16 protein-coding genes and 1 tRNA gene are annotated in these 17698 nt (G+C 63.3%); 7 read left to right on the top strand and 10 right to left on the bottom strand.

Features of this window, described 5'->3' with window-relative positions:
• Window positions 1–75: 75 nt before the first annotated feature.
• The 4 genes from CK501_RS03365 to CK501_RS03350 form a co-directional block, all read right to left on the bottom strand.
• Window positions 76–714: a transglycosylase SLT domain-containing protein gene (locus tag CK501_RS03365; protein ID WP_095616292.1), complete on the bottom strand. Its 639-nt coding sequence runs from the start codon at window positions 712–714 to the stop codon at window positions 76–78.
• Window positions 715–776: 62 nt separating this feature from the next.
• Window positions 777–852: transfer RNA gene (locus CK501_RS03360), tRNA-Gly, on the bottom strand.
• A 104-nt stretch (window positions 853–956) separates the two neighbouring features.
• Window positions 957–1211, bottom strand: a complete 255-nt coding sequence (locus CK501_RS03355; RefSeq protein ID WP_095616291.1) for a Txe/YoeB family addiction module toxin — start codon at window positions 1209–1211, stop codon at window positions 957–959.
• On the bottom strand, window positions 1208–1459 hold the full coding sequence (locus CK501_RS03350) for a type II toxin-antitoxin system Phd/YefM family antitoxin (protein WP_095616290.1): 252 nt from the start codon (window positions 1457–1459) through the stop codon (window positions 1208–1210). The genes CK501_RS03355 and CK501_RS03350 overlap by 4 nt, the downstream gene beginning before the upstream one ends.
• A gap of 293 nt (window positions 1460–1752) precedes the next feature.
• Here CK501_RS03350 and CK501_RS03345 point away from each other — a divergent pair, with 293 nt between their 5' ends.
• On the top strand, window positions 1753–2388 hold the full coding sequence (locus CK501_RS03345) for a uracil-DNA glycosylase family protein (RefSeq protein WP_095616289.1): 636 nt from the start codon (window positions 1753–1755) through the stop codon (window positions 2386–2388).
• Here the strand turns inward: CK501_RS03345 and CK501_RS03340 are convergent.
• Window positions 2377–3039: a HEPN domain-containing protein gene (locus CK501_RS03340; protein WP_198949365.1), complete on the bottom strand. Its 663-nt coding sequence runs from the start codon at window positions 3037–3039 to the stop codon at window positions 2377–2379. The two genes, CK501_RS03345 and CK501_RS03340, sit on opposite strands and share 12 nt — an antisense overlap.
• Window positions 3040–3226: 187 nt before the next feature.
• Here CK501_RS03340 and CK501_RS03335 point away from each other — a divergent pair, with 187 nt between their 5' ends.
• The 3 genes from CK501_RS03335 to proX all read left to right on the top strand — a co-directional run bounded on the left by CK501_RS03335 (window position 3227) and on the right by proX (window position 6430).
• Window positions 3227–4402, top strand: coding sequence for a quaternary amine ABC transporter ATP-binding protein (locus CK501_RS03335; protein WP_198949364.1), 1176 nt, complete (start codon window positions 3227–3229; stop codon window positions 4400–4402).
• A gap of 10 nt (window positions 4403–4412) precedes the next feature.
• A complete protein-coding gene (locus CK501_RS03330; protein ID WP_095616288.1) occupies window positions 4413–5315 on the top strand; it encodes an ABC transporter permease in 903 nt (300 codons plus the stop codon).
• A 95-nt stretch (window positions 5316–5410) separates the two neighbouring features.
• Window positions 5411–6430, top strand: a complete 1020-nt coding sequence (gene proX, locus CK501_RS03325) for a glycine betaine/L-proline ABC transporter substrate-binding protein ProX (protein WP_158223027.1) — start codon at window positions 5411–5413, stop codon at window positions 6428–6430.
• A 62-nt stretch (window positions 6431–6492) separates the two neighbouring features.
• On the opposite strand, the gene CK501_RS03320 is transcribed toward proX, so the two are convergent.
• Window positions 6493–9534, bottom strand: a complete 3042-nt coding sequence (locus CK501_RS03320) for an efflux RND transporter permease subunit (protein WP_233128833.1) — start codon at window positions 9532–9534, stop codon at window positions 6493–6495.
• Complete coding sequence (locus CK501_RS03315) at window positions 9518–10642, bottom strand: efflux RND transporter periplasmic adaptor subunit (RefSeq protein WP_095616286.1); 1125 nt, start codon at window positions 10640–10642, stop codon at window positions 9518–9520. The genes CK501_RS03320 and CK501_RS03315 overlap by 17 nt, the downstream gene beginning before the upstream one ends.
• Before the next feature lie 219 nt (window positions 10643–10861).
• On the opposite strand from CK501_RS03315, the gene CK501_RS03310 reads away from it, so the two are divergent.
• The 3 genes from CK501_RS03310 to CK501_RS03300 are packed head-to-tail and all read left to right on the top strand — an operon-like array spanning window position 10862 to window position 13413.
• Window positions 10862–11698, top strand: a complete 837-nt coding sequence (locus tag CK501_RS03310; protein ID WP_095616285.1) for a DUF2846 domain-containing protein — start codon at window positions 10862–10864, stop codon at window positions 11696–11698.
• Window positions 11699–11724: 26 nt separating this feature from the next.
• Complete coding sequence (locus tag CK501_RS03305; protein WP_095616284.1) at window positions 11725–12339, top strand: gamma-glutamylcyclotransferase; 615 nt, start codon at window positions 11725–11727, stop codon at window positions 12337–12339.
• A 12-nt stretch (window positions 12340–12351) separates the two neighbouring features.
• Window positions 12352–13413, top strand: a complete 1062-nt coding sequence (locus CK501_RS03300) for a GGDEF domain-containing protein (protein ID WP_095616283.1) — start codon at window positions 12352–12354, stop codon at window positions 13411–13413.
• A 4-nt stretch (window positions 13414–13417) separates the two neighbouring features.
• Here the strand turns inward: CK501_RS03300 and CK501_RS03295 are convergent, their stop codons facing one another.
• The 3 genes from CK501_RS03295 to CK501_RS03285 all read right to left on the bottom strand — a co-directional run bounded on the left by CK501_RS03295 (window position 13418) and on the right by CK501_RS03285 (window position 17669).
• Window positions 13418–14971: an MBL fold metallo-hydrolase gene (locus tag CK501_RS03295; protein ID WP_095616601.1), complete on the bottom strand. Its 1554-nt coding sequence runs from the start codon at window positions 14969–14971 to the stop codon at window positions 13418–13420.
• Window positions 14972–14977: 6 nt separating this feature from the next.
• Window positions 14978–15940: an NAD(P)-dependent alcohol dehydrogenase gene (locus CK501_RS03290; RefSeq protein WP_095616282.1), complete on the bottom strand. Its 963-nt coding sequence runs from the start codon at window positions 15938–15940 to the stop codon at window positions 14978–14980.
• Between the two features lie 124 nt (window positions 15941–16064).
• Window positions 16065–17669: an MFS transporter gene (locus CK501_RS03285; protein WP_095616281.1), complete on the bottom strand. Its 1605-nt coding sequence runs from the start codon at window positions 17667–17669 to the stop codon at window positions 16065–16067.
• Window positions 17670–17698: the final 29 nt, after the last annotated feature.

Here is a 17698-nt window from a genome sequence, read left to right as displayed (position 1 = left end):
AAGCCAAGCCGGCGGGAAAACCGGATTCAGGCTGAAATGACGGTAATGCCAACCCGTTGGCGGGGTAACAGCGGGCTACTCAGAACAGAAGGGCCAGAACTGCCAGAAATGACGGCAGCGGAACTCCGACTCGCACTCCTTCAACTGGGCGTCATAACGCCAGGCCCGCTGCTCCACCTGCCGGGCGATTCTCTGGATACCCGGCCTGGACCGGTAACTGCCCCGCTCATAGCCGGCCGGCCCCTGATGGTAGGCCAGATAGAGATGTTCCGGATTGGAAAGGGGAATGCCCTGGCGCTCATGGCTCCGCCGGTTGTACCAGCCAATGAAGTCCGTGGCGTGCTTCATGTGGGTGCGCCGCGCGAACAGGCCGCCCGCATCCTCCTCGTACTCACCCCAGACTGGATCCTGGGCCTGGGCGTACCCGTAGGCCGAGGACGAGCGGAACCAGGGAATGATGCCCAGAAGCCAGGGGCGTGGTGGCCGGACATGGCTGCGGAAGGACGATTCCCTGTAAATAAACGCCATCTGCGTGGCGATGGGCGTACCCCAGCGCTCCTCGGATGCCCGGGCGTAGTCATACCATTCGGGCTGCTCCCTGAAGATCTCACAGATGTTGCTCTGGTCAGAGGGGGGATCCGGAGCCAGCAGCGAACACCCGGCCAGCACTCCTGCAGCAATAACCAGAAGAAGATACCGGAGAACAGAAAGCATTGGCGAAACCACTCAAGCCATCAGGATGGCGGCAGTATAGCGAGGCGGGCAATACGGGGGAATGGAGCGGGCGACGAGGCTCGAACTCGCGACTTTCAGCTTGGGAAGCTGATGCTCTACCAACTGAGCTACGCCCGCAAACGTGGACAGGGAACCACCGCGAACCGCTTCTGTCAATCTTGCACGGTCGCAGAAGCCCTTTGACTCCGCAGAGCGCAGCGCTCCCGCGCCTGCCTGTTAAATCAATAGTGGTACCGAAGCTGAGCAATGAGCACGGCATCATCCGTGACCCTGTAAACAATCCGGTGCTCTTCGTTAATCCGCCGTGACCAGTAACCGGCAAGGCTGTGCTTGAGGGGTTCCGGTTTGCCCACGCCCTCGAACGGTTCCCGCTTGATCTCTTTAATCAGCTTGTTGATCCGATTCAGGATCTTTTTGTCAGTCTTCTGCCAGTACAGATAGTCTTCCCAGGCGTTCTCGGAGAAGATCAGTTTCATTCAAGGAGTTCCTTTTCCTCTCCCCCGCCCTGCTCCAGCTCGGCAACGGATTCCATAAGACGGCGGGCGTTCCTTGGGGCACGCAGCAGATAGGCAGTCTCCTGCAGAGCCTCATAGTCCTCAAGCGAGATCATGACCACGGACTGCGACTTGTTCCGGGTGATGATCACCGGCGAATGGTCTTCACAGACCTGATCCATGGTTTTGGCCAGGTTGGTTCTGGCGGCTGTGTAGCTGATGGCATCCATAGGGGCCTCCTGTACAGGATATTGTCCCTGTTCATGATAAAGTACAGGAATAGGTCAGGCAATTAGCATCACGCCAACGGGTGTCGCTCCTGCCATACGCTCATCAACTCTCCAGTGCTACCCTGCGCTGCGTATTCCACTCTGAACGGTATCCCCATGGTCCAGCCTGTAACCCTGATAATGCTCGTTCTCAGCAACCTGACTACACCGGTTCTGACCCCGGGGATCAAGAACCGGCATCTGGCGCTGCCGTTCCCCGCCTGGTTGCTCCTCCCAATGGAGGGCACGAGCCAATGAACGAACTGGATACGCTGCTGCCCCGCATCCGCAACTGCCGCGTCTGCCGTGACTGCCCCCGCCACGGACCACCACTGCCCCATGAACCCCGGCCCGTGATGCAGGCAGGCGCTGGCGCCCGGGTGTGCATCGCCAGTCAGGCGCCGGGCAACAAGGCGCACCAGAAGGGCCTGCCGTTCTACGACCCCTCGGGCGTGCGGCTCAGGGAGTGGCTGGCCGTTTCCGAGGAACGCTTCTATGACCCGGAGCAGTTCGCCATCGTGCCCATGGGGTTCTGCTTCCCCGGCTATGACAGCAAGGGCGGCGACCTGCCACCACGGCGGGAATGTGCGGAGACCTGGCACGAGTCCGTGTTCGCGGCCCTGCCGAATCTCTCCCTGATCCTGGTCATCGGCCAGTACGCCCAGCGTTACCACCTGCCGAAGTGGCACCGGGAGAAGACGCTGACCGCTACCGTGGCCAACTGGCGGACGATCCTAGAGGAAGGCCGTGAGCCGGCGGTGCTGCCCATGCCCCACCCTTCCTGGCGCAATAACGCCTGGATCCGGAACAACCCCTGGTTCGAGACGGAACTGCTGCCGGAGCTGCGCCAGCGTATCGAGGCTCTGCTGGGGCCCGAATCAGGCGCCTGAGGCCACCACCGGGTAGCCCGGCTCACCCCAGTCCGCCTCCGGGTGCGCCATAAGGATGTCGATGATCACCGGCACCAGCTGATCGAGGATGTTGGCCCCGTCCCGCACCTGCTCCCGGTTGACGGAACTGTTCCAGGTGGAGCCGCCGTGCATCATCTGGTTGCGCAGGGTATAGAGCCGCGAGAACACCAGGCCCAGCACACGCGCTGTATCATCCGAGCCCAGGGCCCGGGAGGCGGCCACCTTGGCGCGCTCGAACAGCCCCTGCCACTCGCCGCGGGGCCGGCGCCCGTTCTGGCAGTCCCAGTAGGGCTGGAACACATACTGGTTGTTCAGCAGCATCCGGATGGCATTGGGGAAGGCCGTCCAGACCACCCCCGAAAGGCGTTTCTCCACGTCCAGCGCCACCAGCCCCTCGAGGAACTCACGCAGCACCTTCTGTTCCGGCATCGGCTCCTCAAGCCGCATCTCCTGGGCGTAGGCGGCATTGAAGGCGATCCAGAGAAAGATGAATCGCCCGTCCTCGTCGTCGCACAGTTCCGCCCTCTGGAGCCAGCTCAGGGCACGGTGAACGCGCAGGTCCAGGGCACCCGGAAGGTTGTCGCGAATGCCTCTGTGGCGGGCTTTGAGGGATTCAAAATCCTGTGACACCGGGGCTCTCCTGTTTGACCTCTGAGTTCAATACGTATAGGTTCTTACACCATGACTGGGCGGTTACGCATCAGTAATCCTTCCGCGCGCCGCCTTCTTGTATCTATATCCAACCAGACCACGGGGTATTATTGCAGTGATACGGGCTGAAGGCGTCACCAAAGTATTCGGACCCAACCCGGAATCCGTGAAGCCTCTCCTGGATCAGGGCAAATCCAAGGACGAGATCCAGGCCGAAACCGGGCATGTCGTAGGCGTCAACAACGCCAGCTTCGAGGTTGGCGCCGGCGAGGTCTTCTGCATCATGGGCCTCTCCGGCAGTGGCAAATCCACCCTCATCCGCTGCATCAACCGTCTCATCGAGCCCACTTTCGGCAAGATCATTCTCAACGACCCGGAACATGGCGAAATGGATATCGCCACCATGGACGACCCGACACTGAGACGTGTGCGCTCACAGCACCTGAGCATGGTCTTCCAGCACTTCGCGCTTTTCCCGCATAAGACGGTTCTCTCGAACGTGGTCTACGGCCTCGAGGTCCAGGGTCGCGACAAGGCCGAACGCGAGGAACTGGGCAAGAAGTACCTGGAAATGGTCGGCCTGGGTGGCTGGGAGAACCACTACCCGGATGAGCTTTCAGGCGGCATGCAGCAGCGCGTGGGCCTGGCCCGGGCGGTCGCCACCGAGGCCAACATCCTGCTGATGGACGAACCCTTCTCCGCACTGGACCCGCTGATCAAGGTCCAGATGCAGGATGAGCTGATGCGCATCCAGCAGGAGCTGGGCCGCACCATCCTGTTCATTACCCATGACCTGGACGAGGCCATGCGCATCGGCGACCACATCGCCATCATGGATGCCGGCAGGATCGTACAGGTCGGGAACCCGGAAGAGATTCTGGTCAACCCGAAAACCGAGTACGTGGCCAAGTTCGTCGAACATGCCGATCCAACCGGCGTCATCACCGCGGAAACCGTCGCCCTGCCGTTCAGCGACCGCTACTTCAACAGGGTGGGCAAAGAAGCCGGCAACCAGGTCTGGAACCGCACCGGCTACAGCGATATCGAATTCCACGTGGATACCAACGGCCACCTCGTGAAGATGCGGTTCGAAGGGAATGAGGTGGCGCTCCATGAGCTCGAAGAGAAAGTCACCGAAACCGGTGGCGCCCCTGAACGCCACACGGATGCCGCTGTCCACTGCAGCTCGGATACCGTATTGAAACGTGTACTGCGCGGCCGTGCCTACTCGGAACTGCCGGTCATCGTCCAGGACGCCGAGGGGCGACTCCAGGGCGTTATTGATGAACCGGAACTGATCCACGGCATTCTCGAGAAACAGGGTTACGCACAGGACGACTGAGGCTTACATCATGAATGATCTGATCCCGATGCTCGGCGGTTCCCTGGGCAACCCGTTTGAGCTGATCGACATGCCCATTGATGACTGGGTCACCCAGTTTGTCGACTGGCTGGTGAACACCTTCCGGGATTTCTTCCGGACCTGGGTCAGCCCACCGGTAAAGACCGTCATGGAGTGGGTCCAGTGGCTGCTCACCTCCACGCCGCCACTGGCCGTGCTCGCCGGTCTGTTCGTCATCGCATGGCGCGCCGCCTCCTGGAAAGTGGGCGTGTTCGCCGTGGTCGCCTTCGCCTTCATCGGCTTCATGGGCGTCTGGGAAGAGCTGATGACCACTCTCTCGCTGGTAATCACCTCGGTGCTCTTCTGCCTGATCATCGGGGTGCCCATAGGCATCCTGTGCTCGCGCAAGGACATGACCTACACCCTGGTGCGGCCGATACTGGACATCATGCAGACCACCCCTCCCTTCGTTTACCTGGTGCCTGCCGTCATGCTGTTCAGCATCGGTAACGTGCCGGGGCTGGTGGCCACCATCATCTTTGCCATGCCGCCAACCATTCGCCTGACCAACCTTGGTATCCGCCAGGTGCCCGGTCAGTATACGGAAGCAGCCACCGCCTTCGGCTCCACGCCGCGCCAGATCCTGTGGAAGGTGCAGGTGCCGCTGGCCATGCCGACCATCATGGCCGGCCTGAACCAGACCATCATGCTGGCGCTGTCGATGGTGGTGATCGCGGCCATCATCGGCGCCGGTGGCCTCGGCCTGCTGGTGTTCCAGGGGCTGAACCGTCTTGATATCGGCCAGGCCTTTGTTGGCGGGCTGGGGATCGTGCTGCTGGCCATGGTGCTCGACCGGATCACCCAGGGTCTGGGTGAAAAGGCCCCGGGAAGCCGTGCAAGCAGTGACGACTGATAACCATCTGTGAAGTGCGGATGCCGCCGGCATCCGTAGGACGACACAGCTCACAAAGACGTGAGTCCAACAAGAGCAATACGGAGGAACGTATTATGAAACGCCTGAAATCCATTTCGCTGAAAGCGCTGGCGCTGGTGTTTGCCGGTTCGCTGGCATTCACGGCACAGGCACAGGAAAAGCCCGGCGAGGGCGTAAGCGTCCAGCCGGCTGTGGCTACATGGACCTCCGCCATTCCGGTGAGCTGGGTCTATGCGGAACTGCTGACCGAACTGGGCTATGACGTCCAGGATCCGATTTCGCTCCAGAACCCGGTCGCCTACCTGGCCATGAGCGAGGGCGATGTGGACTACTGGCCCAACGGCTGGTTCCCGCTGCACAACCCGCAGCTGCCCGACAACTGGGAAGACAACGGCACCATCTTTGATCCGCTTTGCAAGGGCTGCGGCATCCAGGGCTACCTGGTGAACAAGGAAGCCGTTGAGAAGTACGACATCGAAGGCATCATGGACATCGTGAACAACGAAGAGATCCGTAATGCCTTTGACCACGACAACGACGGCAAGGCCGAGCTCTACGGCTGCCCGCCCGGCTGGGGCTGCCACGAAGGCATCAACGCCATGATCGACAAGTTCGATCTGGGCGACCGCATCGACCACGTGGATGCTGGCTATTCCGCAAACTTCACGGAAGCCATGTCCCAGATCGAACAGGGCAACCCGACCCTGTACATGACCTGGGGCCCCAGCGCATGGATCCTGAAGCTGGTACCGGGTGAGGACGTTATGTGGGTCAACGCGCCCGGCATCGTCGAAAGCGAGAACGAAAAAGCTTCCGGCATCACCGGCGCTGTGACCGATCCCATCGAGATGGGCTTTGTTGCGGCTGACATCCAGGTTGCCGCCAACAACAACTTCCTCGAAGAGAATCCGGCAGCCGCAGAGCTGTTCCGTCAGGCGGAAGTACCGCTGAAGTGGATCAGTCAGGTTGACGGCAAGATGAGCGAGCAGGATCTGGACGACGACGAAGTCCGGCCCCTGGCCGCTGAGTGGATCGATGAGAACCGTGAAATGGTCGACAAGTGGCTGAAAGCAGCCCGCGAAGCGGCCAAGTAAGCAAGCATCGATCCATGGGGATCAGAAGGGGGCTCTGCGGAGCCCCCTTTTTTTGTGCCCGTTTACCGGGCCGGCGTGCAGGCCAGCCGGTAGGCGGCCGGTGTCACCACCAGGGCGATCACCGTCGCCAGCAGCAGCCCCACGCCAAAGGTCTGGGCAAACGGCGGCCACAGGGTGCCGCCCGCGACCATCAGTGGCACCAGGCCACCGAAGGTGGTCATGGTGGTGGAGCCGATGTGGCGGAACGTGGGCCCCGTGATCACGTCGACCATGGCGGCGGCATCACCGTCCCGCGCGTGGTCATCATCGTCCAGGGCGGCAATCATGATGATGGTGGCGTTGATGGCCACCCCCACCAGCCCCATGATCCCCACAATGATGATGAAACCGAAGGGATGCCCGGTCAGGGCCAGGGCCAGCAGGCCGAGTCCAAAGGCCTGGGCGCCACTGAAGAAGACAATCCCCGCCCGCCGGAAGGAATTGAAGGTCAGGGCCACCGCGGCAACCATCATCAGCACCAGGATGGCAACGGAACTCAGAAGCCGGTTGACGGCCTCGTTGCGCTCCTCGGCCTCGCCCCCCGTCTCCAGCCGGTAACCCGGGGGCAGATCCAGTTCCGCTTCCAGCCTGTCCTCAAGGCGCCGCATCACCGTGGGCGCCAGCTCCCCGACCTGCAGATACCCACGCACCAGCTGGACCCGTTCGCCCTGGCGACGCTGGATGCGCCGCCAGGACGGCGTCAGCTCCTGCTCCGCCAGGGCCGCCACCGGGATACCACCCCGGTCCTCGCCGCCGCGGATCAGGGCACTGCCGAGCATACTGCCCTGACTGCGCCAGGGCTCCGGGTAGCGCACCTGAACCGGCATCTGTTCCGTCTCCTCCAGCATAAAACCACCCTCGCGCCCGCTGAGAAGGGCATTGAGCTGGCCCGCCACGCTTTCCGCGTCCAGCCCCAATGCCGCGATCTCCTCCTGGTCCGGCGTCAGCTCAATCCGGGGCTGATCCCGGTTGACCAGGGTATGCACATGGGTCACTTCCGGCAGAGCGTGCATGAAGCCGGCAATGCGCTCGCCCAGATCCGCGAGCACCGGCAGTTCCGGGCCATAGAGGCGCAACTCCAGGGGCGCCGCCACCGGCGGGCCCTGTTCGTAGCGCCGCACCAGCGTCTGGGCGTCAGGGAAAGCCTCATCAAGCCGACCCTGCAGCCTCCGGATGGCTGGTATCGTCCGTTGCGCCCCGGCGGTATCCACAATGGCCTGGATAAAGGCGGGGTTGCTGTCCTCGCGCCCGACGAGGTTGTAGTACACCTTGGGCGCATTGCCACCGGCGACCATCCAGACGTCCCGCACCCCTTCAACATCCCGAATGACCGGGGTCATCCGTTGTGCGACGTTCCGGGCGCGATCCACCGAGGCGCCGGGTTCAAGGCGGACCTGGATATGGAACTGGTCCCGGTCCGCCGCTGGAAAGAAGCTGATCGGCAGCATCGGCAGGATCACGGCGCCGCTGATGGGCAACAGCAGTGTCAGACCAATGGCGAGGACGGGGCGCCGCAGCGTGATCCCGATGAAGGAACGCAGCCACCGCATGGCCGGCCCGGGCCCCGAGGCGGAGACGGCTGTCAGCCCCGTAAGAAGCAGCGGGCTCATGGCGGGAATCACCAACAGCGCCACCAGGTAGGAGCTGATCAGCGCCAGGATCACCGCAATGGCGAGCGGCCCCACGAACTCGCCCGCTCCGCCCGGCATGAGCACAATCGGCATGAACGCCAGGATGGTGGTGAGCGTGCTTGCCAGGAGTGGACCGGCGAAGTGGCGCAGCGTCCAGCGAACGGATTCGGTGTGGGAATCCCCCTGGCCAAGACGCTCACGCAGGGCGTTGGTCACCACGATGGCGTTGTCCACGATCAGCCCGATCGCCACGATGATGCCCGTGATGCTGATCTGGTGGATATTGACCCCGAAGACACGGAACAGGCTCAGCACCAGCAGCATGGTGGCGGGAATCGCCAGCCCCACGGCCAGCGCGCCGCGCCATCCCAGGGTCAGGAACAGCAGGGCCACGACAATCATCAACCCCATCAGGAGATTGCCGACCACGCCTTCCAGCCGCTCCTGGGTATACTGGCTCTGGTCGAACAGAACCCGGGCCTCGATCCCGTCCGGCAGTTCCGTGCGCACCTCATCCAGCACGCCCCTGGCCTGCTGCGACCAGCTGTCGATACGACCACCACCGGCCATGCGAGCGCCCACCAGGATGGTTTCCTCGCCGTTGAGCAGGGCGTGCTGTTCCGGCGGGTCGGCCACGCCCCGCTCCACGTCCGCCAGATCGCCCACTTTCAGGCGCTGGCCCTCGTCGATGCTGATGGTCACGTCCCGGATCCGCTCCAGGTCCGCGAAATCCCCCTGCAGCGTCACAGCCCGGCGCGACTCGCCGTTGTCCAGAACACCCGCCGGACGACGGGCATCGGAGCCGGCCACACGCCGGGCCATGTCCTCCGCGGACAGGCCAAGCTGCGCCAGCTCGGCCGGGTCCGCGTGCAGGCGGATCACCTCCGCGGCGCGACCGAACAGGTTGGTATAGTCGGTACCCGGCATGGCCCGGAACCGCTCCTCCAGGCGATCCGCGTGACGACCCAGGGCGTTGTGGCTGATGCCCGGGTCCTCACGGGTCAAGGCGATCACCATGGAAAAGGCGTAGAAGCGGTCATCAATCAGACGCGGGCGTGATGCCTGGTCCGGCAGCTCCGGGCGGGCGTCCGCGAGTTTGTCCCGTACCCGGCTCCAGACAGGTTCAACCTCCGTCACCTCTTCAAGCAGCTCGATGGCGATGCTGGAAACGCCCTGGCGGGAGGCGGAGGAGAGCACCTTGACCTCCTTGAGCGTGCGGATCTCGTCTTCAAGCGCCTGCGTGACCAGCGCCTCGACCTGTTTCGGGTCAGCCCCCGGGAAGGTGGTGAGCACCCGTGCATTGCGCGCCGTGATGCGTGGATCCTCAAGGCGTGGCAGAGTCTGGATGGCCGCCAGCCCCGAGACAATCAACAGCCCCACCGCCATCACCAGCAGGCGGCGGTTGAACAGCAGCCGTTCAATCACCGTCGCCACCCTCTTCCGCAATACGCACACGCTGGCCCGGCACAACCCGGTGGGTGCCGCCATCGACCACGTCCATATCCGCCTCGAGTGGGCCACGGACCAGAACGCGCCCATCGTGGCTGTAGAGCCATTCCACGTTCACGCGCCTGATCCGGTGCGCCTCCTCCCCGTCCGGTTCCAGGACCAGTACGGCCCAGAGGCCGGAACGGGCCCGGGTCAGCGCGGATTCAGGCAGTACATGGCCGCTTTGCGACACCTCGGTGGCATGGCGCAGATGGGCGATCTGACCGGGCATCACGGGAGCACTGGTGTCCAGTTCCACACGCAGGGTGCGTGTGCGCCGGCCCGGATCCAGCTCCGGGAGGCGTTCGAGCACGGTGCCCTCGAGGGCGTGTCCACCAGCGGTCAGCGCTACCCGGTCACCGGGCGCGTAATCCGCCGCAGCGCCCGCGGGCATACCGATGCGGGCCTCCAGGCTTTCAGGGTCCAGTACCCGGAAAGCCGCGGTTCCGGTGGAGACCAGATCCCCGCGATCCACCATCCGGCGTGCCACGATACCGTCAAACGGCGCCTCGAGCCGGGCGTCGTCCAGGTTGGCCTGCACCCGGTCCCGACGCCCCTGAAGCCCCTGAAGCTGGCCCTCAAGCCGGCGGCGTTCCGCTTCGGCCCGATCCACGTCGCGTTGGGTACTGGCACCATCACGGCGCAGGTTGCGCTGGCGCTCCTCCTCCTGGCGTGCCAGATCCAGGCTGGCACGGGTGGCGGCGATCTCGCCTTCCACCTCCTTCAACGAGGCCCTGAGGCGGCGGTCATCCAGCACCGCCAGCACCTGCCCCTCGTCCACGGCATCGCCCTCCCGGACCTCGATGCGATCAACACGCCCTTCCGGCTGGAACGCCAGGGTGCTTACGCGGCGTGGCTCCACAAGCCCGGTATGGCGGGTGACCTGGGGAAAGGCATCCACAGCGTCGGGGGTGCTGACGCTGACGGGAAGCAGCCGGTCGCTGCCGCTGTCACTGGCGGGCTGCGTGCTGGCCCAGGCACGCATTATGATCAGGGCCACGGCGAGGACCGCCAGTGCCACCAGCACACGCGGTCGTTTCCATTGGTCGGTCATGGTCAGGCTTCCCGGCTGTTGTCTTGTTGTACCGCTCGGCAGAAGGTCCGCGGCGAGAGCTTAACAGAAGGTAACCCGTAGCACCCTATCTATCCAGGGGTCCCCCTGACCTGAGTGACGGCCCGACTGGAATCCAAAGTCTTGCATCACCTCTCAGATCCACGCTTGCCGTGGGTGGTAAGCTTGCCGGCCGGAACTGGGACACCACGAGTGACTGCCATGGGAATGAACACCCGCGCCTGCATCCTTTGTCTGCTGACCGCCCTGCTCAGTCTTGGCGGCTGTACGGTCCACCAGTCCATCGGCCATGATGCCGGCGCCTTCCTGCGGGATGTGGACGGTGAGCGTTTCCGTCCCGTGCCCAAACACAAATGGGACAGCAACAACCACGCCCTGCTCTATGTCTACCGCCCACAGTCGGAATGGGGCGACCAGGAGCTCATGGCACCCAGCTTCTACGTGGACGGCCACCACTACGTGAACCTGCGCAGCGGCGGCTACACCTGGCTGGAAATCCTCCCCGGCACCCGCGAACTGGACATGAGCCGCCCCTTCTTCGGGATTGAAGGCATCGGGTTCCGTTTCTCCCATCTCCTGGATGCCGAGCTGGCAATGGAGGCGGGCGAGATCTACTTCCTGCGCTACTCGGAAGTCAGCGAAACCGGTGCCACGGACCCGCGACTCCCCGATGATCATCCCCTGAGCCGGGGTGCCGCGCGGCTTGTCGCGCAGGAATCCGCCATGAAGGAACTGCGCCAGACCCGCTTCATGGAGAGCGTGCTGCTCGCGACCAACCATGCCGGCACTTCCATTGTGGCGGACAACCGCGCGGCGGATTACCAGCGCCAGCGTCAGGCACTTATGGAAAAACGTAAGGAGGAGATCGGGCGCATGAAGGAGCAGGGCCATTACGAGCCCGCACCCTGGTACTGGCCCTGGGGTGGCGGGCCTTCCCGGCCACTGGAGACGGATCGCAAACTCCGCCAGCTTGAACGGGACCGGGAGCAGAGGCTGGCCGCACAGGAAGGCGACGGTCACTGGTGGTGGCCGTTCTGAGCGCCGTACAGTAGTATGGCTGGGTTATGAGCGCCAACACGATCTCCCTCAACCGCAACACAGACCAGCTTCCGCAGGACGGCCGCCCCGTATGGCTTTTCGGGTACGGGTCACTGATCTACAAGGCGGGCTTTGACTATATCGAGACGCGCCCGGCCACCATCCAGGGCTGGAAGCGACGTTTCTGGCAGGGCTCCCACGACCACCGCGGCACCCCCGACAGCCCCGGCCGCGTCGCAACCCTGATCGCGGACGCCCGGGCCTGCTGCACTGGCCTGGCATACCGGGTGACACCGGATGTGTTTGAACAGCTGGACGTGCGCGAGAAGAATGGCTACCTGCGCCTGATCCGGTCCCTCAGGCTGGACGATGGCAGTGACGTGGAGGGCCTTGTCTACATCGCCACCGAAGACAACGCCGCCTGGCTGGGTCCGGCCTCAGAAGCCGCCATTGCACGGCACGTAGCCGCTTCCGAAGGGCCAAGCGGGCCCAACAGCGAATACGTACTTGAGCTGGCGGAAGCACTCCGCGCCATGGGAGTGGATGATCCGCATGTGTATGCGATTGAACGCCATCTCAGGGCTGTTCTTGATGGGGACAATAAACCCGCCTATAGTTACAGCCAGTCCCCTGAGACCTGATGAGTCAAAAACGTGTCCGATAACGACAATAACAGACCCGTCAGGGACGCGAGCCTAGCCGAACCCGCGCTTGCCGTTGCCGCAAGGCGACTGCGCACTGATTTCCAGCTCTCGATTATCACACTGCTGGGCGCGGCCGCCCTGTTCGGCATTGTTCCCTTTGGCGTCTACCGGTTCCTGGAAACCAACTATCTTGCCGGCGCGGCCGATTCACTGATCTCCTTCGGCATCATCAGCAGCGTGATCTATGCGTGGCTGTCCGGCGATACGGAGAGGACCGGTTTCGCCCTGGCGGTCTTCTGCTGTGTCGCAGGGGCGGTCATCGGCTCCATCCTGCCGGATGTGGGACATCTGTGGAGCTACCCCATACTGGTGGCCAGCTTCTTCCTGACACGGCCGGTCATCGCCATAGGCCTCAATACCGCCATGGTCGTGGCCATCATCATCCACGGCACCTCCCTCCCCTCGGGAGAGAGCCTGTGGGCCTACTTTGCCACGGCCACGGTGGTCAGCGCCTGTGCCTTCATCTTCGCGATCCGGAACCAGCAGCAGCGCAAGGAAATGGCCGTTCTGGCCCGCCGTGACCCGCTCACCGGCATACGCAACCGCCGTTCCATGGACGATGCCCTGCAGCTGGCCGCCTCCACCGCCAGCCGCACCGACACCCCCTATGCCCTGGTCATGCTGGATCTGGATCATTTCAAGGCCATCAACGACAAGCACGGTCATGGCCTTGGTGACGAGATCCTGGTCAACCTGGCCAGGATGGTGGAACGCAATACCCGCCAGAGCGACCAGCTGTTCCGCTTCGGCGGCGAGGAATTCGTGCTGCTCATGCCGGGAGTGGACCCTGATGGCATGAGCGCGGTGGTCCAGGGCCTGCGCCAGAAGATCCGGGCCACCCTGAGAAGCCCCGACGGCCCCGTCACCGCCTCCTTTGGCGCGGCGCAACTGGGGGCGGATGAAAACTGGGAGGACTGGCTGAAGCGCGCGGATGACGCACTCTATCGGGCCAAGGAAAGCGGACGGGACTGTGTCGTAATCGCCGGCAACAACGAACGGACCGGCGGCTGAGACCTCAGCCCACCAGCTGGACCCGTTTCCTGGAGCGCCGCACCCGCCCCTCATCCACCAGTTTCTCCAGGTGGGCTTCCAGTGAGCGCGCGGCCACCGGATGGATAGCCGCCGGCACGTCGTCATAGACCCGGGCCAGCAATGCTTCCGTCTCAATACCTTCTGGTGCTCTGGCCAGGCAGCTCAGGACCTTGTGCTCGCGGCGATGGCGGTGGGTGATCAGGTAGTCGAACACCGCCCAGGGATCGGCCATCAACTGCCCATGGCCGGGCAGCAGATAGGCCACCGGCTCATCCAGAAGGCGCCGCAGGGTGGCCAGATAATCCCCCAGATGCCCGTCCGGCGGGTCAATGACCACGGTGGAGGACTGCATCACCAGGTCCCCCGCCAGCAGCAGCCCTTCCGGCTCCCACAGGAACGCCAGGTGATTGCCGGCATGTCCGGGTGTGCCGAGCACTCTCAGCCCCGGCACGAGGTGATCCCCGTCCGCTGGTTCATGGTCCGGCTCAAGATCGTAGTCGTGATGCGCCAGGCCTCCGGCAGGACGCCGGAACACCAGCCGGGCACCGGTGCGCTCGCGCAGCCGATGGCTGGCCGGCGTGTGGTCCAGATGCGTGTGGGTGAGCAGGATGCGGTCGATACGTCCGCCGGTGGCCGCCAGGATCGCCTCCACATGAGCGCCATCATCCGGCCCCGGATCGACCACCAGCATCTCCCTGTCCGTACGCAGGATGTAGGTATTGGTGCCCGGTCCCGTCATGACACCCGGGTTGGGCGCGGTCAGGCGGGTGACGGCCGGGGTGACTGCAACCGCTTCGCCCGGCTCGATGCGCCCGGTCGTGTGCCCGCCGGCTGCGGGATCCAGGAAACGGGCCTCATCGTATCCTGCTGCCCCTGCCGCCAGAGTGCCGCTGCGGATCGGCCAGTCCTCTGACGGGGCCTCGTAGGGGGTTAGATCCGCCAGTGATGCCACCAGATCGGTAACGCTCCGGAAGCCCTGGATCTGCCTCAGGGTGCCCAGTGTCGGCGGCACCAGAAGACGTTCACCACGGCCATGCTCCGCCAGAGCCTGTTCCGGGGTCAGCCAGAAGGCCTCGATGGTTTCGGTACCATCCGGCCAGGCGGTCTGCCCGGCCGGCACCGGCGCCAGGAAGAAACGGGTATCGAAGCGCCGCGGTGGCCCAGGGGGTGTGATCCAGCGCCCCAGATAGAAGAGTCCATCCGTGGCGGGCGTCAGCCCCGCGCGCTCGCAGTACTCCGCCAACGCCTGCTCGCCGGCGTCCAGACGCCGCCGTTCCTCGAGCTCGGGGACCGTGTGCGTGGTCAGTGCCCCGGCACTGTCCCGGACCACGAGCACACCGGCTTCCTCAAAGCACTCCCTGAGCGCGGTGGTGCGATCCACCGGCGCCTCATCCACGTCACTAACCGCCCCGCCGGGAAAGACGTCGAATCCCGGCAGGAAGACGGCATCCCTGGTACGACGCAGCAGCAGTACCTCCGGACCACCAGCACCATCGCGCACCAGCACCAGGGTCGCCGCTTCACGGATCTCGGTCATGGCCACTCAGCAGGTCGCCTCCATCGCTACCTTGCCCCGGGTGTGCCGGGTTTCAATGTGACGATGGGCGTCCTCGGCATGATAGAAGGGATAAATCTCGTCCACGTGAACCCTGAGCCGACCCTCATTCACCCACTGGCGCAGCACATCCAGGTCCGCGCGGTTGGAATGCACGATCACAAGCCGGTTGCGCTTCTGGAGACCCAGCCTGGCCAGCCCCTCTGCGGGCAGGCTGTGACCGCTGGGAATGGTGTTCACATAGCGCCCCCGCCGCACCAGCGTGTCGCTGAAATCACCGGCCCGGTAATTACCGAAGACATCGAATACCGCGTCAAAGGGGCCGGGAATGGCGGGGGCTGGCGTCTGCTGGTAGTCCACAGCCTCGTTCGCGCCCAGATCACTCACGAACTTGAGGTTGCGCTCACTGCACACGGCGGTGACATGGCAACCGAGATTGCGGGCAATCTGCACCGCGAAGTGGCCAACACCACCGCTGGCGCCATTGATCAGAACCCGCTGCCCCGGCTGGACACCGGCGCAGTCACGCAGCGCCTGCAGGGCGGTGAGGCCGGCCAGAGGGATGGCCGAGGCCTCGACAAAGGACAGCCCCTCCGGACAGGGCGCCACCTCATCCGCCTCCAGCACCGCGTACTCAGCATGGACGCCACCATGGAAACGGTTGCTCATACCGAATACCGGCTGCCCTACTTCCAGGCCCCGGACACGGTCCCCGATTCGGGTGATCTCGCCGGCCATATCCAGACCGCTGACCCGCGGCAGGGGTTCCCGATCCAGGAAACGCAGAAAGGAACGGAACATCCCCTTGCGCAGCAGCACATCCTTGGGGTTCAGCCCACCGGCCCGGACACGCACCTGAACCTGGCCGGGACCAACAGCGGGTTCCGGCCAGTCATCCACCCATTCCAGCACATTGGGTTGGCCGTAGGCCCGGTAGATGATGGCTTTCATTGCGGGATGCTCCCTGACCAGCGACACGAACTTTGCGTCAGTGTAGTCACCAGCCGTGGAGTTTTCCTGTTGAATAACAGGCCCGCTTCGCGTTCCACGGGCCTGTCGGTTAGCCCCCCGCGCTTTAAGGGTTGCGGTATTCGGCCTTCGGTCCGAGGTAATACCACCAGTTCACCACCATGCACAGCGCGTAGAAGACGGCAAAGGCATAGAGAGCATTTTCCGGAGTGGTAGCCTTGATCTGTTCTCCGAACACCTTCGGGATAATGAAGGCACCATAGGCGGCGACTGCCGAGGTCCAGCCCAGTACTGGCCCGGCCTGCTCGGTGTTGAAGACCTTGGCGATGGTACGGAAGGTGGAACCATTACCAATGCCCGTAGCCGCGAACAGCACCAGGAACAGCAGCAGGAAGGGCACGAAGAACTCCTGCGGCGTCTGGGAGGCATAGGCCTGCTGCATGTAATAGGCCACCCCCAGGGAACTGGCGATCATCACTACCGCCACAATGCCCGTAACAAGTGCACCACCGACCTTGTCCGCGATCCAGCCGCCAACGGGACGGATCAGGGCACCGATGAACGGCCCCATCCAGGCCCACATCAGAGCTGAGGGACCCGCCGGGTTCGGCGTGTCGTGGGTCATGACCCCATCCACCATGATGTGCTGATAGCCGAAGATGACCTTGATGGCCAGACCAAAGCCGGCGGAGAAACCAATGAAACTGCCAAAGGTCATGGTGTAGATCAGGCTCATCACCCAGGTGTGCTTGTTCGAAAAGATCCTGAACTGGCGTTGCAGGTTCGGCTTGATCTCACCCGGGATCTGCTTCAGCAGCATAACCGTGGCGAACAGGATGCCCGCGATGACAGGCCATTTCACCCAGTCCGGCGTACCCAGCCCAACCGGCTGCGGCAGGATGATGTAAAGACCGACTGCCGCTGTGAAGAAGCCGATCAACAGCATGCCCGTCATCTTGGCAAAGGCACTGAGAGGACTGCCGATATTGGGCGAAACGCCTTCCGTGCGGATATTGTCCATGCCAAACCAGCCGGCGAAAGCCAGCGGAATCAGGAACAGAAGCCAGAGGTAGCCCGCATTGTGGATATAGGTCTCACTGCCTGCCGGGATCTTGCCGATCAGTGTTCCGGAGCCGTTTTCCAGAACCATGGGCGCCCCACCAAAGACACCGATGGTCATGAACAGCGGCACCAGAATCTGCATGGTGGTAACACCCGCATTGCCCAGACCGGCATTCAGCCCCAAGGCCAGCCCCTGCTTACTCTTGGGGAAGAAAAAGCTGATGTTGGACATGGATGAGGCAAAGTTACCCCCACCGATACCAGAGAGGAACGCCAGCAACTGGAAGATCCAGAGGGGCGTTTCCTTGCTCTGCAGCGCCAGTCCCGTTCCGAAGGCGGGAATCATGAGCAGCGCCGTAGTGAAGAAAATGGTATTGCGACCGCCCGCGATGCGGATGAAGAAACTGCTTGGAATACGCAGTGTAGCGCCCGTAAGACCGGCAATCGCGGTCAGTGTAAACAGTTCATCCTTGGGGATCGGAAAGCCCAGATTGTCCATCTGGACGGTGATGATGCCCCAGTACAACCAGACCGCAAACCCACACAGCAGACTCGGGATGGAAATCCAGAGGTTGCGGTTGGCGATTTTCTTACCCTTCGACTCCCAGAAGTCAGGGTCTTCGACATCCCACTTATAGAGATCACCCATAATAAAACTCCGGGTCAGAATGAATGGAT

It is taken from the genome of Halovibrio salipaludis (assembly GCF_002286965.1).
In the GTDB taxonomy this organism is placed as follows: Bacteria; Pseudomonadota; Gammaproteobacteria; order Pseudomonadales; family Oleiphilaceae; genus Halospina; species Halospina salipaludis.
Note: the sequence above shows the minus strand (reverse complement) of the source record. Positions and strands in the feature narration are given on the sequence as shown.

Coding starts and splice junctions, on each gene's coding strand:
- CK501_RS03310 (WP_095616285.1), top strand. CDS start 10,862: ATGGGAATGAACACCCGCGCCTGCATCCTTTGTCTGCTGACCGCCCTG.
- CK501_RS03315 (WP_095616286.1), bottom strand. CDS start 10,642: ATGACCGACCAATGGAAACGACCGCGTGTGCTGGTGGCACTGGCGGTC.
- CK501_RS03330 (WP_095616288.1), top strand. CDS start 4,413: ATGAATGATCTGATCCCGATGCTCGGCGGTTCCCTGGGCAACCCGTTT.
- CK501_RS03295 (WP_095616601.1), bottom strand. CDS start 14,971: ATGACCGAGATCCGTGAAGCGGCGACCCTGGTGCTGGTGCGCGATGGT.
- CK501_RS03345 (WP_095616289.1), top strand. CDS start 1,753: ATGAACGAACTGGATACGCTGCTGCCCCGCATCCGCAACTGCCGCGTC.
- CK501_RS03365 (WP_095616292.1), bottom strand. CDS start 714: ATGCTTTCTGTTCTCCGGTATCTTCTTCTGGTTATTGCTGCAGGAGTG.
- CK501_RS03350 (WP_095616290.1), bottom strand. CDS start 1,459: ATGGATGCCATCAGCTACACAGCCGCCAGAACCAACCTGGCCAAAACC.
- CK501_RS03355 (WP_095616291.1), bottom strand. CDS start 1,211: ATGAAACTGATCTTCTCCGAGAACGCCTGGGAAGACTATCTGTACTGG.
- proX (WP_158223027.1), top strand. CDS start 5,411: ATGAAACGCCTGAAATCCATTTCGCTGAAAGCGCTGGCGCTGGTGTTT.
- CK501_RS03290 (WP_095616282.1), bottom strand. CDS start 15,940: ATGAAAGCCATCATCTACCGGGCCTACGGCCAACCCAATGTGCTGGAA.
- CK501_RS03285 (WP_095616281.1), bottom strand. CDS start 17,669: ATGGGTGATCTCTATAAGTGGGATGTCGAAGACCCTGACTTCTGGGAG.
- CK501_RS03305 (WP_095616284.1), top strand. CDS start 11,725: ATGAGCGCCAACACGATCTCCCTCAACCGCAACACAGACCAGCTTCCG.